This is a genomic window from Anabaena sp. FACHB-595 (assembly GCF_048568275.1).
Lineage (GTDB): Bacteria > Cyanobacteriota > Cyanobacteriia > Cyanobacteriales > Nostocaceae > Trichormus.
The window spans coordinates 5,827,605-5,844,290 of record NZ_CP183473.1 but is presented as its reverse complement, the minus strand read 5'-3'; the positions used below and the strand labels follow the sequence as shown (position 1 = coordinate 5,844,290).

At 42.2% G+C, this 16,686-nt stretch carries 8 protein-coding genes and 1 pseudogene; 6 read left to right on the top strand and 3 right to left on the bottom strand.

The features are described from left to right. Positions 1-20 precede the first annotated feature (20 nt). A pseudogene (locus ACN222_RS24460) lies at positions 21-3,960 on the top strand (DEAD/DEAH box helicase). 308 nt (positions 3,961-4,268) lie between these two features. Here the strand turns inward: ACN222_RS24460 and ACN222_RS24455 are convergent. Both ACN222_RS24455 and ACN222_RS24450 read right to left on the bottom strand, forming a co-directional pair. Continuing rightward, complete coding sequence (locus tag ACN222_RS24455) at positions 4,269-4,520, bottom strand: hypothetical protein (RefSeq protein WP_010999025.1); 252 nt, start codon at positions 4,518-4,520, stop codon at positions 4,269-4,271. Positions 4,521-4,738: 218 nt separating this feature from the next. Then, positions 4,739-5,758, bottom strand: a complete 1,020-nt coding sequence (locus tag ACN222_RS24450; protein ID WP_044522386.1) for a tRNA-dihydrouridine synthase family protein — start codon at positions 5,756-5,758, stop codon at positions 4,739-4,741. Between the two features lie 561 nt (positions 5,759-6,319). On the opposite strand from ACN222_RS24450, the gene ACN222_RS24445 reads away from it, so the two are divergent. The 4 genes from ACN222_RS24445 (at position 6,320) to ACN222_RS24430 (ending at position 13,051) form a co-directional block, all read left to right on the top strand. Then, positions 6,320-8,728 carry an EAL domain-containing protein gene (locus tag ACN222_RS24445; protein ID WP_231865492.1) on the top strand — a complete coding sequence of 803 codons (2,409 nt, stop codon included), beginning with the start codon at positions 6,320-6,322 and terminating at the stop codon, positions 8,726-8,728. A gap of 606 nt (positions 8,729-9,334) precedes the next feature. Further along, positions 9,335-11,086 (top strand): sensor domain-containing diguanylate cyclase, encoded by a 1,752-nt coding sequence (locus tag ACN222_RS24440; protein ID WP_044522385.1) that lies wholly within the window; start codon positions 9,335-9,337, stop codon positions 11,084-11,086. 22 nt (positions 11,087-11,108) lie between these two features. Beyond that, on the top strand, positions 11,109-12,527 hold the full coding sequence (locus ACN222_RS24435; RefSeq protein ID WP_010999021.1) for a carotenoid oxygenase family protein: 1,419 nt from the start codon (positions 11,109-11,111) through the stop codon (positions 12,525-12,527). A gap of 122 nt (positions 12,528-12,649) precedes the next feature. Continuing rightward, positions 12,650-13,051 (top strand): fasciclin domain-containing protein, encoded by a 402-nt coding sequence (locus ACN222_RS24430; RefSeq protein ID WP_044522383.1) that lies wholly within the window; start codon positions 12,650-12,652, stop codon positions 13,049-13,051. Positions 13,052-13,133: 82 nt separating this feature from the next. Here the strand turns inward: ACN222_RS24430 and ACN222_RS24425 are convergent, their stop codons facing one another. After that, a complete protein-coding gene (locus ACN222_RS24425; protein WP_010999019.1) occupies positions 13,134-15,164 on the bottom strand; it encodes a BamA/OMP85 family outer membrane protein in 2,031 nt (676 codons plus the stop codon). Between the two features lie 139 nt (positions 15,165-15,303). Here ACN222_RS24425 and ACN222_RS24420 point away from each other — a divergent pair, with 139 nt between their 5' ends. Then, entirely contained in the window at positions 15,304-16,674 is a 1,371-nt protein-coding gene (locus ACN222_RS24420) for a lipid-A-disaccharide synthase-related protein (protein ID WP_010999018.1), read from the top strand. Positions 16,675-16,686 lie beyond the last annotated feature (12 nt).

Sequence of the window (16,686 nt, the reverse complement as noted above, 5' to 3'; positions counted from 1 at the left end):
ACTTAAAGACCTGAACTAATATGACTGATTTTGCATCTAATTCTTCCCAAATACAAACAAAACTACTTGCTAAGAAATATTTTGAGTTACACCCTTGCGTACAAAAAATTATCCAATTGTTTGCGGTAATTTATGCACCCATAGACAAAAATTCCTTCATCAGTTGTCTTAGTAAAACAGGCGCGTTAGATGAAAATAATAGACCTTGGGTTACTAAAACCCTCAGTTCGCAAATTGATAAATTGGTAAAATCAGGCTTATTAGTACAGGAAAGTAGGTTAGGCCCTGAATGTCATCCGTTACTCACAGAAATTGCAACTCGTCATGCTGTACAAACCGGACAGTTTGAAATCCAAGTTATGGCAGTTGAGGAAAAGCTACCCATACGGAAGCACTGGCAAAACGAATCTCGGATGTTCCAAAGCTTAAACCAGTGTATCAGAGAAATCCGCATAGGTTTTTACCGTAAAGACCCAGATTTTATTAATAAGCAAATTGAAGACTACCAGAAATACAGTTATAGCCAAGAAAAATTAGCCATAGAAAAGATATTAGAGCAGATATGCAATAATCCATTTGACGCAGATTGGCTGCATACCCTACCGCAAGGATTATTTGAAAGCTGCATATCTAGTATCCTGCTCAATGCCACATTAAAATTGTCTGCGTCCGAAGATGCCTTTATGCTGCTGGAAGCAGAATGCTCTACAGATGGAGAACATCGCTCAGATTATCTGCACTTGATTTTAACAGAGCAATTGCTGTTACGGGGTTGTAGCCAAGAAGCACAAGAGAGCCTGGAGCAGATATCTGATGAATATCAAAATAACGCTGCTGTTTATTGGGGTTGGTTGTGTTTTCAGATATCATCAGCGAGATCTCTCTGGGGGGCGGGGGGGGGCGGGGGGGGAGCGGGGAAGGGCGGCGCGGCGGAACGGCAAATATATTTCAATACTATAGGCGGCTTATTTTTCATCCTAGCACTGTTAAAAGATGGTTCAGCACAACGCCTGCGGGAAGCAGAAGAGTATGCCAATTTAATTGCGCGTCAATCAGAGCATTGGCTGAATTTTATTTATGCCAGGCTGAAAATGGTGTTGCAAGTTCACCTTGGTGATATTACCCAAAAACAATTTGTAGTCAGTTCGCATATTTCTTCCGTGGAAGAAGAAAATAGCTTACAAACATTGTTTTGTTCATTATGTCTTTACTGGATGGATGCGGATAGTGCCAAAAAACGCTTACCGAATTTATTAGAGCCATTATATAGGCGATCGCTCGCCTCCGGTCACCACTGGTTGGCAATGGAAACGGCAGAACTCCTCTCTCGGCTCAAACCCAGTAGTAATTATGATCAACATTAATTACATCACACCCCAAGATATGCGGGTATGTAGTTGTATTGAGACATACGGCGATGGTTCCTATTATGGCAAAGTTGAGTATATGTTCAACGAAAAAGCCATCTGTGCCTTAATTGGACACCCGTTAGTTTTTTGGGAAGATACCCCCAATGTGCGTGTAGAAATAGTCAAAGGAGAACCGGAACTACTAGTCAAAAAAGAAAAACTTGGTCGTCTCACCTTGGAATTTTCTCCCAAGTTACCACCATCACAGAATATTCTGAATATTAAAGAAACTCCAACCCGTATTAAAGTCATTGAAATTACTAGTGAACATCGACGGATTACAGAGATCCTTGGTAAAGATAATAAATTAAATGTGCCGGCGATCGCCGAAAAACAAGTTTTGGCAGCCATTAATGCTGTCTCAGGCATCGTCACCGTGCATTCTGACATCGGTGGCGGCTCAGAAGGTGCAGAAGAAGTACCCGCCCAAACGCTCCCCCATATTCACCTCTTACCTGCCAATACGGGCTTGAAAGTCACCCTTTTATCCCGCCCCTTTGCCCAAGGAGGCCCCTACTACCGTCCTGGTGCTGGTGGTGAGACTGTCATTGCCGAAATTGACGGCAAGCGTCTGCAAACCAGACGCAATCTGCCGGAAGAGAAGCAACTAGCCAAAAACGCTGTAGCCGCCTGTCCTAGCTTGACTCGCACGGAAGAACGAGATGGGGAATGGCTGATAGAAGACCCAGAGGAATGTTTAGAATTGCTGCTAGAATTGCAAGCATTGGGAAGCAGCGTAGTCATGGCATGGCCAGAAGGCGAAAAACTGCGTGTTAGCCACCAAGCAGACCTGAAAGACTTTAATTTATCAATTCAACGTCAACAAGACTGGTTTGCGGCTACTGGTGAGTTGAAATTGAATCAAGACCTCGTGCTGGATATGCAGCAACTCCTAGCACTATTGGAGAAAACCCCCAGCCGTTTTATTCCCCTTGGTGATGGTCAATTTCTGGCTTTAACTCAAGCTTTTCGCAAACGCTTGGATGAATTGCGGTTGTTTTCAGAAAAACACAGTAAAGGTATCCGGTTTCACCCACTGGCAACATTAGGGTTAGAGGATTTTGTCGATGAGGTGGGTAAGGTAAAAACAGATAAACACTGGAAAACACATATCCAGCGTCTCCAGGAGATGAAAAACCTCCAACCCGAATTACCATCTACATTTGGGGCGGAACTACGTGACTATCAAATGGATGGCTTCTGTTGGCTGGCGCGGCTAGCTCATTGGGGTGTAGGCGCTTGTTTGGCAGACCAAATGGGACTCGGTAAGACGGTGCAAGCCTTGGCTGTTATCCTGAGAAACGCCCATGAGGGGCCAAGCCTCATTATTGCCCCCACGTCTGTGTGCATGAATTGGGTAAGTGAAGCCCAGAAGTTTGCCCCAACCTTGAATATTATTCAATTTACTGGTGCTAACCGCCAAAAATTACTGGATGGTTTACAACCCTTGGATATGTTGGTATGTAGTTATGGTTTATTGCAGCAAGAAGAAGTAGCGCAAATGCTCTCTGGGGTACAGTGGCAAACCATTGTTTTAGATGAAGCCCAGGCAATCAAAAATATGACCACTAAACGTTCCCAGGCTGCCATGAACCTAAAAGCTAATTTTAAGTTGCTGACTACTGGGACTCCCATTGAAAATCATCTAGGTGAGTTGTGGAATTTGTTCCGCTTTATTAATCCTGGGTTATTGGGTTCTTTTGAAAGCTTCAATCAACGCTTTGCTATCCCCATTGAAAAATATCAGGATAAACAAGCACGTAATAAACTCAAAAAACTGATTCAACCATTTCTGTTACGACGAACAAAAAATCAGGTGCTAGAAGAGTTACCTTCCCGCACCGAAATTTTACTTCATGTGGAGTTGAGTCGGGAGGAAAAGGCATTCTATGAAGCATTGCGTCGTCAAGCGATATCTAAACTCAGCGACAGTAATGCAGAAGCCGGAAATAAACACTTGCAAGTTTTAGCTGAGATTATGAAACTGCGTCGTGCTTGCTGTAATCCCAGCCTCGTTATGCCTGACACTGAATTATCCAGTTCCAAGTTGCAACTTTTTGGTGAGGTACTAGGTGAACTGCTGGAAAATCGTCATAAGGCATTAGTGTTTAGTCAATTTGTTGACCATCTGCACATTATCCGAAATTACTTGGATAAGCAAGGTATTAATTATCAATACTTAGATGGCAGCACTTCCGTGTCCGAGCGCAAAAAACGGGTGGATGCGTTCCAAGCAGGGAACGGCGATGTCTTTCTCATTAGCCTCAAAGCTGGAGGTACAGGACTCAATTTAACTGCCGCCGATTATGTCATCCATACAGACCCCTGGTGGAATCCCGCCGTGGAAGACCAAGCCTCAGACCGCGCCCATCGCATTGGGCAACAACGCCCGGTGACAATTTATCGCTTAGTAGCAAAGGATACTATTGAAGAAAAAATTGTAGAATTGCATCACCACAAGCGAGATTTGGCAGATAGCCTTTTAGAAGGTGCTGATATGAGTGGCAAGATATCAACAGAAGCTTTGTTACAGTTGATTAGTGAAGGGTAAGCTTGATCAGCATTCGCTTGTTTGATGTTTCTAGGGCTTCTGAAAGCTTCCATCTCAGATGTTAGGTAAAATTTACCATTTTCCGGCGTTGCTGATTATTGGGATGATTTTTGTCGGGCTACGCCCCGCTAACGCTAACACGCATTCGCCGCTAGGCGTTCCGCTTGCGGTAGGCGCAAAGACGCATTCGCTGAAAGCGTTCCCGTTCGCGTTAGCGTCTCCGTACCCTACGGGAAGCAAGCTACGCGCAGCGTCTCCGACAGGAGAAGGAGAAGGGTAGAGTCGATATTCTGCTTTGTACAAAAGTCTCAATTCATCCCGCATTTATGCAACGCCGCAATGTCGACAAGATATGCGTTATCATCTTGTTTGGGTATAATCTGCAACTGTTCTCCTTTTGTGGTCTCTAAGATAATCTCTAACCCTTTATCTATAGAATTAATCTCGACCCCCGTTACCTCCACAATTTCTTGATTGGCAATCAGCGATCGCACCAACATCTCTGCATTCTGTAACGGATACTGGAAATCACTCCCTCGCAGGATTTCCCTAGCCTGCACGGGTATTTTCTGTTGTATAGCTGTCGCCAGTAGTGTTAGGACATCAATAGATCATACAACCTAGACACAAAAAGACTTTTCACCCAGTCCCCAGTCCCCAGTCCCCAATACCCAGTCCCTAGCTATATATTTATCTCAGAATGCTGTATTTCCTTTGTTGTTTAGACATCAATTAACCCTTGCTGAGTGGGGAGAATTACCTTCACGGCGGGGCGTAATTATACACCTGAGTAAGGTGCTAGTGCTAAAGTTTGCGTCAGATCACTAAGCAGAAAGCGATCGCAGAGGTTAAACATTTCTAACTCAGTCTGCGTACGTCGCATCAGTCGCAGGAACTGACCTTCAGCATCAACACTCAGGGCAATATAATTGAGGAACATTTTCAGGTAGCCTACGCGCGATCGCTCTGGCATAGTTGCGGCTGTAGGGGTTTGCCATAAACGATCAATATAGTTGCGTACCTCAACTAAAGGAACAGGCGTGATCGTCTCTCCTTGTAAAGCCTGGCGAATTTGATTAAATAACCAAGGATTTCCAATTGCCCAGCGTCCCACCATCACCCCCGCCGCACCTGTTCGCTCAAGCACTTCTAGGGCAGTTGTCGCGGAGTGAATATTGCCATTAGCAAGTACTGGACAATCAACCCGTCTCACCGCTTCCGCAATCAAATCATATTTCACTGCCCCGTGGTACATATCTTTCACTGTGCGACCATGCAAACTCAGCAAATCAATGTTGTGGCGATTGACGATATCGAGAATTTCGTAAAAGGTGTCTGTGTTTTCAAAGCCTACGCGCATCTTGACCGTCAAAGGGCGATCGTTCACTGCTTGGCGTAGTTCTTCCAAAATCTGCTCCACTTTAGCTGGTGAGAGCAGCAATCCACCCCCGACATTTTTACGATAGATTCTCGGTGCTGGACAGCCCATATTCAAATCGACTCCAGCGATATTATAGCCGCAGAGTTCCTTAGCGGTTCTCACTAAGTCAGGAATGCTTTCCCCAATCATTTGGGCAAAAACAGGGCGACCCGTATCGTTTTCGGTAATGGCTGAAAGAATACCGCGATTGAGGCGTGAGGTATCATTCACGCGAAAATACTCCGTAAAGAAGTAGTCAGGGCTGCCATAGTGGGCAATGACCTTCATAAACCAGAGGTTTGTCACATCCTGCATGGGTGCAAGAGCGGTAAGGGGTAGGTCTTTCTGAAGCGATTGGGGAAGCGATACCTGGGACATACATACACATTCCAGCGATCGACAAAACATAACTGTATCAATAAATGGTTACTGTGGTTCCAGTTTTTTGTCTACCAATTAGACAGGAAGTTTGATTTTAGTCTTCGAGTTAGCAAAACAATGAGAATTTCGATGAAAAAATACTTTTCGTATGTAAACCGGACGAAAAAACTAACCCTTTAACTCTAGCGATGGTAACACCAGTTTTTGCCGTAAACATTTTACTCTAACATTTTAATATCAAGCAAACAACATCCCTAAAGGGGTGTCTATTTAATTCATCTGTAATATATAATACTTCACTTAGATATAAATTAATAACTTATGTCTGTTTACAAGCCTACGTGAGCTAGTAGGTTTTGTTTGATTTTACTGTCATCATTAAATACTACTAAGATTCAAATAAAAATTCTTGAAAAGAAAATATTGAATTAACTGCGACATCTTATCATATATTTTTATTTGATTTTATTAAATAATTACTTTTTAAAATAGGCACGAAAAATGAACTGGTCTATTTACAAAAAAAATACCAATATTTTTGTAGTAGCAGTAATAATCATGTTTATTATTGGTGTTGCCTCTTATCTCAGCCTACTGGAGTACAGAAAAAACGCTCAGTCAGTAATACACACCCGTGAAGTACTCGAAAAAACTCAAGAATTAATAGCCCACGTAAGTGATGCCGAAACTGGACAACGAGGTTATCTCCTCACGGGTAAACCCGCATATCTAGAGCCTTATCATAGGGCAACTGATGAGATTGGTCAAAAAGTAAAACTTTTAAGCCAATTGACTGTAGATAACCCCAGCCAACAAGAACGAATAACTACCCTTAAGCCTTTAATTAGTAGAAAATTAACTCTGCTGGAACAGACAATTAAATTAAGGAATGATGAGAAGTTAGAAGCTGCTTTAAAAATAGTTCAAACGGATGAAGGACAGCAGCTGATGGATAAAATTCGGCTGGTTATTAAAGCTATAGAAAATGAAGAAAATAATTTATTGCAACAGCGTTCAATACAAACAAGCGACAGTGCTTATCGCACTACCTGGCTGACTATTTCCTGTAGCATAGTAGCTGCTAGTTTAGTTAGTTCAGCAAATATTATTATTAATCAAGAACTTACTAAACGCCGACGCATAGAAAAATCCCTCCAACAAGCTCATGATCAATTAGAAAATAAAGTTAAAGAGCGCACCTCTGAAATTATCAAAACCCACGATAAACTAAAATCTGAAATCCATGAACATAAACAGACTTTAGAGACATTAGCCCATAGTCAAAAACAATTCAAAGCTGTAGTAGAGAACACACCGGATATCATTGTCAGGTTTAATCCTCAATTGTGTTATGTTTACGTCAATCCCGCTATTGAGAAAGTTACAGGGATATTAGCCCAAAAATTCATCGGTAAGACTAACGTAGAGTTGAATCTACCACAAGAAATTTGTCGAATATGGGATTATAAACTCCAGCGAGTTTTCAAAACTGGGCAACAGACTGAGTTTGAAAGCAATTTACCTACATCCTGGGGGACAAAATATTACCATACTCGTCTTGTTCCTGAGTTAGCTAAAGATAGTTCAGTAGAATTTGTTTTAAGTATCGCTCGTGACATTACTGCTCTCAAGCAAGCAGAAGCGAAATTAATTCATGATGCTTTTCATGATTCACTAACTGGACTGCCAAATCGTGCCTTATTTGTGGAAAGGTTGGAGCGATCGCTAGCAGTAGTAAAACGTCATCCAGACTACAGATTTGCTGTTCTATTCCTCGATGTGGATCGTTTTAAAGTTGTCAACGATAGTCTTGGTCACATGATTGGCGATCAATTGTTAAATGCGCTGGCACGCAGGTTAGAAATGTGCCTGCGTGCTGGAGATACAGTTGCCCGTATAGGAGGAGATGAGTTCACGATCTTATTAGATGATCTCAAAGACTTAAATGATGTAACAAATGTAGTTAACAGAATAAATATGTCTTTGACAGGAGCCTTCAACCTCAGTGGACACGAAGTATTTAGTACTATCAGCATTGGTATCACTTTAAGCACAAATACTTATAATCTAGCTGAGGAGCTTATCCGTGATGCCGACATTGCAATGTACCGTGCTAAAGCATTAGGAAAAGCCCGCCATGAAATCTTTGATTTTAGTATGTACAGCCAAGCTGCCCAGCTACTACAGTTAGAAATGGATTTACGACGGGCAGTTGAACGCCAAGAGTTTCAGGTTCATTATCAACCAATTGTTTCCCTAGAAACCTACAAAATTATCGGTTTCGAGGCTCTTGTACGCTGGCAACATCCTCAACATGGGCTTGTTTCTCCAGAAAGGTTTATTTCATTAGCAGAAGAAACTGGGCTGATTGTGCCGATTGGTTATTGGGTGTTACGCGAAGCTTGTCGTCAAATGCGGGCTTGGCAATTGGAATTTACTACTCATCCACCCTTAACCATCAGTGTCAATATTTCTAGTAAACAGTTTTCCCAACCCAATTTGATTGAGGAAATTCGCAAAATTCTGCAAGATACGGGTTTAGAAGCCAGTAGTCTCAAGTTGGAGATTACGGAAACCGTACTAATGGAGAACCATGAATCAGCCACTGCTATGCTTTTGCAATTGCAGCAGATGAATATTCAGTTACACCTAGATGATTTTGGCATAGGTTATTCATCTTTGAGTTACCTGCACCGGTTTCCCTCTAGTGCATTGAAGATTGATCGTTCATTTGTCATCAACCTTGGTGCTGATGAAAAAAACTTAGAAATTGTTCAGGCGATTATTTCCTTAGCACTTAGTCTAAATATAGATGTCATAGCAGAGGGTGTAGAAACAATGGAGCAATTAAGACAGTTGCAAATAAAAAAATGCAAACACGCACAAGGATACATTTTCTCCCAGCCACTGGATAGCCAGTCGGTAGATACATTAATCGCATCAAGCTTGCCCTTTAAGCTCAATTAATCCCTGTTAGCTTCGTCTGATTTGATAAAATCTCTCTAGATATAGTTATCGAAACAATCGGGTCTAAAACCTCGCATTTTAAGGCGAAAAGTTTTTGGATCGAGGCATAAATCCCCGTTACAAAAACAGCATTCAGCATAGCTGCCTCCTGCCTTCGTTAAATTATCAGTACAATGGCAGATTGAAAAAAATGAATAAAATGCAATCTCAATATATATGTTGAATTACGTGCAGAAGTTCATCATTCATTAAAATAGAAATTAAAATAGATGAGTCGAATAATAAAAAAGTATTTCATCAATTCAAGGTGATTGCTAAGAGGTTATTTATAAAGTAAAAATCAAATTTCTGTAGGGGAGTCAGTGCGTTGCGGATGTTTCCTCCGTTGTAACAACTGGTGTTGTTTTAGGCACGGATTTCGATATTATTAGTCATAAAAAAATGAATTTAAGCGCTTAATGAAACGTGTTATGTAGCAGTGCGTTAGGCTGAAGCCATAACACAACGGTAATAAAGCGGAAAGAATATCTACACCGCGTTTTGCCTCCCCTACTTAATATTTACTTTATAAATAATCTCTAATAGTATTGCTATCTTAAGTGACTAATGAAAATTATCTACTGGAATTTTATAATCGCTCATGGCATTACTGCATTTTCATACTTTGGCATCCCCATAGTAATAGCGGTTTTATTTGGCAAAACTAAAGCAACTGTCCCTTCTAAATTCTGGCTAGCCTTTTTCTTATCAGGCGCATTCGTACTATTTTGTGGATTTCATCACTTTTTGGCGATTTTTGAGCAGCATATGCCAGTGTCCTCCCTGCACTTAGGCATACTCAATATTATGGCGTTTATCTCTTTATCTACATTATTGTGCCTGATGCCAACCGCTTATCAAATTGTAGAGTTGATTGCCAAATTTCAAGGAGATGCCCGCGAGCTTCAGCGCAGCCAGCAGATGCAACAGCTATTTTTAGATCAAGGCCCATTTGGAGCTTATATCAAAGATGAGCAATCTAGAGTGCTTTACTACAACAAAGAAATCCAGTCTAGATTTTTGGTGGGGCCAATTGAATGGCTAGGTAAAACAGATAGTGAATTCTTGCCAGATCCAGAACAAGGGCGGCTGGTAATGGTAAATGATCAACTCGTTTTGAAAACTCTACGCCCATTGAAGTTGATTGAAGAAGTCAAGACACCAGGTAATGAGAAACCATATTACTGGCTATCTTTTAAATTTCCGTTTAGTGACCATGTTACGGGAGAGCGTCGCATCGGAGGCATTAGCATAGATATTACAGAATCGGTAGAAGCGCAACGAGTGATCGCGGATTTGAGTCGGCAGTTAGAAGAAAAAACACTAATATTAGAAGCAAAAAATCAGCAAGTTACATATTTGTCAGATATGGTGAATATGCTCTATACTTGCGAGTCTGAAGATGAAGTATATCAAGTGGTATCTTTAACTTTTACTAAGCTTTTTCCTAGCGTGAGTGGTTGTATCAACATAATTGCTAATTCCAAGAATTATGTTGAGATGAGAACTTTTTGGGGAAGCGAAAAAAAGAGTAAAGAGGTATTTTCACAATCAGAGTGTTGGGCATTACGGAGAGGTAAATTAAACCTGTTATCACCTCATAACCCAGGACTGATGTGCAGTCATTTAATACATCCTGTTAATGGTACACATTTGTGTGTTCCATTGTTAGGACAAATTGAAGTAGTTGGGTTTTTACACATTCATGCCCTGGAAGAAATCGGCTCAGAAGAACAACAAATTGCTGAGATAATTGCTAGATATTTAGCTTTTGCGCTCAACAATCTCTTAATGAAACAACGTCTAACCCATGACAATTTGCGGGACGGGTTAACTCAACTATTCAACCCTAGCTATATGCAAACCATAACAGATCAGAGGCTAGCAGAAGCTGAACGGTTGGGACAATTTCTTGGCATTGTTTTTCTGGATATTGATAACTTTAAATCTTACAACTCTCGCTATGGTCATTTAACTGCCAACATTGCTCTCAAGGCATTAGCAAAACTACTTTTAACATCTATTCGCTCTTTTGACATTCCTTGCAGATGGGGTGGTGACGAATTTGTGATTGTGATACCTAATGTTACGATGGAGACACTGATTGAGCGAGTAGAGCAACTAAGAGCAGATATTGCTCAAATGCAGTTCAAGGATGGTGATCAGATCCTTGAAAGTATCACCGCAACTTTTGGCATAGCTATATCAGAGCCTGGGATTACTGTTAAGGATTTATTGAGTCGAGCAAATCAGGCAATGCTTGAGGCCAAGCGAACAAAAAAGAATCAGGTTGTTGCATACAGAAACGCCGATAATTAAATCTCTTAAGTTAGCAACTTATATGCAGATAGTTGATAAAAGGTCAAATAAGAAAGCCTGGGCAAGTGCATTAACTGAACCAGCAAAAGAATTTCCGCTTACTCAGTTAACCATTATCTCTGGTAACATCCCTGAAGGATTACGGGGTACACTCTACCGCAACGGACCTGCACGGTTAGAACGGGGAGGGATGCTTGCAGGACACTGGTTTGATGGCGATGGAGCAATTTTGGCTGTCAATTTTACCGATGGAGGTGTTCATGCAACTTACCGCTATGTACAGACTGTTGGCTATCAAGTGGAAAACACCGCCGATAAATTTCTGTACGGCAACTATGGGATGACTGCACCAGGCCCCGTTTGGAATCAATGGCGCAAACCAATTAAAAATGCTGCCAATACTTCAGTCCTAGCATTACCAGATAAACTTTTGGCATTGTGGGAAGGTGGAAGACCTTACGCTTTAGATTTACAGACTTTAGAAACCTGGGGCGAAGATAATTTAGGTGGCTTAACTAATGGATTAACTTATTCTGCCCACTATAAGCAAGACCCCCAGACCAAAGAAATTTTTAATTTTGGTATTAGCTTGGGGTTAAATGCCAAGTTGAATGTTTACAAAAGTGACTCTACAGGTAAAATTATCCAAAAATCTGCATACTCCCTAGATGGTCTCCCACTCATACATGATTTTGTTTTAGCAGGAAAGTATTTAATATTTTTTATTTCCCCTGTGCGGTTGAATATGTTGCCTGTATTGTTGGGGACTAGCAACTATAGTGATTCTATGCAGTGGCGACCAGAATTAGGGACTCAGATTTTAGTTATTGACCGTGAAAGTTTATCTTTAGTGAGTCGAGGGGAAACAGAGCCTTGGTATCAGTGGCATTTTGCTAACGGTTATGTAGATGCTAGTGGTGCAGTCATTGTGGATATTGCCCGTTACAAAGATTTTCAAACTAACCAATATCTCAAAGAAGTAGCTACTGGTCAGACTCACACACCTGCTCCAAGTACACTGTCACGGGTCAATTTACATCCCCAATCTGGTAAAGTAGCCGCAATTGAACAACTGTTAGATAGACATTGTGAATTTCCTCATGTGCCACGGCAAAACGTCGGTCAAGCATCTCGATATACCTATATGTCAGGATTCCGTCAAGGCACAGATATCAGCCAAGAACTATTAAACACGATCGCCTGCTTTGACCACAAGACACAAACCTTCATCGAAGCCTACCCAGGAGAAAACTGCTATCCTTCCGAACCCATACTTGCGGACAATTGGGTGTTAACAGTGGTGTACGACGGCAATTCTCACAGTAGTCAAGTTTGGATATATGATAGCGATCGCCTCCATGAAGAACCAATCTGCAAACTAGAATTACCCAAAGTCATCCCCCACAGTTTCCACGGGACATGGAAATCAGAGAAGAGATAAGCTTGAGTAAGCTTCAAAATAGTTTTGGCTCACTCAAATTAAGTACATCTCTAAAGATAGATACAATTCTTCATGAAAAAGTTTACTTTTGTATCTAGATGTACAGAAACTTATCAAAACCCATGGCTGACATTGTTGACACTGCTGTAAATGCTGGTTCCTTTAACACTTTAGTTGCTGCGGTTAAGGCTGCTGGGCTAGTAGATACACTCAAAGGTGTTGGTCCATTCACAGTTTTTGCTCCTACCGATGAAGCATTTGCTAAACTACCACAAGGTACCGTAGATGCTTTGCTAAAAGACATTCCCAAGCTTAAGAAAATCCTGACTTATCATGTTGTTTCGGGTAAAGTCCTAGCAGCTGATGTAGTTAAGCTGAAGTCAGCCACTACTGTACAGGGTTCAGATGTAAAAATCGACGCATCTAATGGTGTCCAAATCAATGATGCTAAAGTTGCGACTCCCGATGTTGCTGCTGATAACGGTGTTATTCACGTAATTGATACGGTGTTGATTCCTGCGTAAGCAAGGGTTTGCATAAATAACACACACATTTTTGGGGCAGCGATTAACTACGGTCGCTGCCCCATCAATTTATAATTAATGTTTAAAATCTTTGCCCTATTCCTAAATGTACTCGACTTTCCCCTTGGTCGTTAATGCCGTAGTCGGCGCGAATTAGGCCTAAGGGGGAGTCTACACGTATCCCTGCACCATAACCAAAGCCAGAACCGGGTTTACCGCGCACACCAGCCGGATTTCCGAGAACGGTGTCCCCAGAACCTAAGTCTGAGGCGAAGTCAGCGAACAGCACACCCCCGACTATTGGCACTATGGGAAAGCGGTATTCAGCTGAAGCTAATACATAACTACGACCACTACCGACATTTCCCGCGTCGTAGCCACGGACGGAGTTAGAACCACCTAAGTTAAATGTTTCATAGGGTGGTAAGTTACCCAGGACTGTACCAGCCTGCACGTTCAAGGCGAAGACCTGGGGTGTTTGACTGTTGAAGATATTTACGGGTACATACTGGCTGTAATCGGCTTTGAGGCGATTCATGGAAATGTTACCCTGACCGATGGGTACAGATTGTTCTGTACTGACGCGGACGACAGAACCTTGGGTAGGGTTGATGGGGTTATCTCGTTGGTCTTTGGTGGCGCTAAAAGATACAGTAGTTAAGTCATCAACACCAGTTCCACTGACAGATAAGGGATTTCCTTGGGCATCGGTGGGAGTGATATTACCTTGGCGATCGCGGATGCTGGTACGGCTATAATTAAACCCTAGAGAAGCATTCCAACCATCAATGGGTCGTTGTAAGCTGATACCTGTACCAACCTTACCTTCCCGCACTTTATCGCCATTGGCTAACTTAATCTCATCGTCAAAGGTTTCGGAAATTTCTCGCCGCCGGAAAGCATTGACTGTATAACCTAAGCGATCGCTATTTGTGTCACGATAGGGACTAATAAATTTAGTATCAAACTGCAAATCAGTCCTACTCAACCCCACATTCGCCAGTAAAGTATCATTCTTCCCGCCGATATTTTGGTCTTGATAGTTCAACGTACCCATCAATCCCACATCACCGTTATAACTACCACCCAAGTTAATTGCCCGCGCCCCATTTTCCTTGAGTTCGTAAATCATATCCAGTTTTGTGGCATCTCCAGCAAAGGCCACATTCACACTTTGAAATAAGCCTGTACGATACAATTGCTGTACATCTTGCTTGACTATATTTTCTTGGAAGACTTGTCCTGGCTGGAGTTTGAGTTGTTGTCGCAGAAAATCGGGTTTAGTCCTTCCCCCTACAGGATTACCATTACTATCAATGGTTTTTCCGTCATCGTTGACAAAGCGGAACTTGATATCACTCACCAAACCTTCCGCTACATTGATATTCAGAATACCTTGACGGTTGGGTTCAATTGATAACACCCGCGCCAAATTATAACCATTATCGGCATACCATTGATTAACTTGTGCTACTGCTTGCTTGAGGCCTTCCGGGCTGATGGGTTTGCCGATTTGGGACTGAAAACGTGGCTGGGCTACTGAGTAAGTTAATGCTTTTGCACCGGTGAGTTGGAGCGATCGCACAATTACAGGCTGCACCTGATACACTACATTCAATCCAGATGGAGTAGTGCGACTATTAACATTAGCACTAGCAAATAAGCCAGTTTCTAAAATTGCCGCTACATCCCTTTGTAACTGAGTTTGGCTGGTATCTCCACCAGTTTGAGTTTTAATTACTTGGCGAATAATCTCCTGTAACTCTGGTGTTGCACCGACTATCTGCACATCGGTAGCTGTCACCACTAACTCGTTTACCGTTGTTGCAGGCTTGGGCGCAGGAGGAACAACTGGCCGGGGTGTAGAGGGAAGGACAACGGGAGAATTTTGAGCTATGACTCTAGATTTAGTAGAAAATTGGGGAGTAACTTCGGTTTCCGGTGGTGTCACATTCCCTAACTGTACAGGCGTTTCCTCTACAACAGGAATTACCAAGTTCTCATTTTGTTTAGATGGAGTCGAGGCTGTATGAGGTGCAGCTATAGCTTGTTGAGTAGCATTGCTAGCCACCAGAGTAGTTAAAGTCAGTAAGGCAGCAGAAGAAATACGCATAAAAATTCAAAATGCAAAATTTAAAATTTATGAGACTGGAAACTGATTGTGTAATTCTTATATGGATATATAACTTACTTCCACCTAGTGGAATTACGAATTACTTAACTAGACCGCTAACTTTGATATTTTGTTTCTTATGAGTGATGTGTCCCGTTTATCTCTAGCTTCTAATTCACCAATGGCAACTTCTCGGTTGCAATTATTGGTATTAAGTAATGGTCATGGGGAAGATGTGATAGCTGTCCGCATTTTGCAGGCGTTATTGCAACAAGCAAATCCACCAGATATTTATGCTTTACCTTTGGTAGGTGAAGGACTGGCTTACCAGAATTTAAATATCCCCCTGATTGGTGCAGTGCGTACCATGCCTTCCGGTGGTTTTATCTACATGGATGGGCGACAATTGGCGCGGGATGTACGCGGGGGTTTAGTGCAGCTTACTTGGAGTCAAATTCAAGCGGTGCGGCGTTGGGTAAGTTCCCAAAAAAAATTAGGTAACAATAACGCCATTCTCGCGGTAGGCGATATTGTCCCTTTATTGTTTGCCTTTATCAGTGGGGCTAATTACGCTTTTGTGGGAACGGCGAAATCAGAATACTACGTGCGGGATGAAGTCGGATTATTACCAAGGAAATCAAAAGCAGCTCGTTGGGAAAACTTTTCTGGTTCAATTTATCATCCGTGGGAACGGTGGTTGATGAGTCGTCGCCGTTGTCGCGCGGTGTTTCCTAGAGACGGATTGACTACGCAAACCCTGAAAAATTGGCCGATTCCCGCTTTTGATGTGGGCAATCCTATGATGGACGGTCTAGAACCAAAAGTGTCACCACAATTATTTTACATGGCCAATGCTCGCTATCAAGAGATGGACAGACCACTGGTAATTACCTTGCTTCCTGGTTCTCGTCCACCAGAGGCTTATCAAAATTGGCAAATAATTATGACTAGTGTTTCTGCATTAATGGGGAGTTTTCAAGAACGCGATACATTTTTACCCAGTTCTGGCAGCGTGGTATTTCTAGGGGCGATCGCTTCTGGTTTAGACTTGAATATACTTGCCCAAACTGTACAATCCCAAGGTTGGCGACCCCACGCAGATTTACCCCTACCTCTGCAAGATAGCAATGCTTTGATATTTAAACAACGCAATGCTTATTTAATTTTGACTCAACAATCATATAACGAATGTTTGCATTGGGGTGATGTAGCGATCGCAATGGCTGGTACAGCTACAGAACAGTTTATCGGTTTAGGTAAACCTGCGATCGCTATTCCTGGCCAGGGGCCACAATATAACCCTGGTTTTGCCGAAGCCCAAAGCCGACTGTTAGGCTTATCTCTGATTTTAGTCGAAGAAGCAGCACAAGTGGCTCCAGTTGTGCGATCGCTTTTCACCAATCCTGACAGCCTACACATCATCAGAGAAAACGGAGTCCGCCGCATGGGTAAACCAGGTGCAGCACGGCGCATTGCTGAATGTTTGCTAGAAAAGTTTGGTAATTGGTGATTTTTGGCTAAA

Excerpts from the sequence above, each read along its gene's own strand:
- ACN222_RS24435 (WP_010999021.1), top strand. The coding sequence starts at position 11,109 with ATGCAGATAGTTGATAAAAGGTCAAATAAGAAAGCCTGGGCAAGTGCA.
- ACN222_RS24445 (WP_231865492.1), top strand. The coding sequence starts at position 6,320 with ATGTTTATTATTGGTGTTGCCTCTTATCTCAGCCTACTGGAGTACAGA.
- ACN222_RS24425 (WP_010999019.1), bottom strand. The coding sequence starts at position 15,164 with ATGCGTATTTCTTCTGCTGCCTTACTGACTTTAACTACTCTGGTGGCT.
- ACN222_RS24420 (WP_010999018.1), top strand. The coding sequence starts at position 15,304 with ATGAGTGATGTGTCCCGTTTATCTCTAGCTTCTAATTCACCAATGGCA.
- ACN222_RS24440 (WP_044522385.1), top strand. The coding sequence starts at position 9,335 with ATGAAAATTATCTACTGGAATTTTATAATCGCTCATGGCATTACTGCA.
- ACN222_RS24450 (WP_044522386.1), bottom strand. The coding sequence starts at position 5,758 with ATGTCCCAGGTATCGCTTCCCCAATCGCTTCAGAAAGACCTACCCCTT.
- ACN222_RS24430 (WP_044522383.1), top strand. The coding sequence starts at position 12,650 with ATGGCTGACATTGTTGACACTGCTGTAAATGCTGGTTCCTTTAACACT.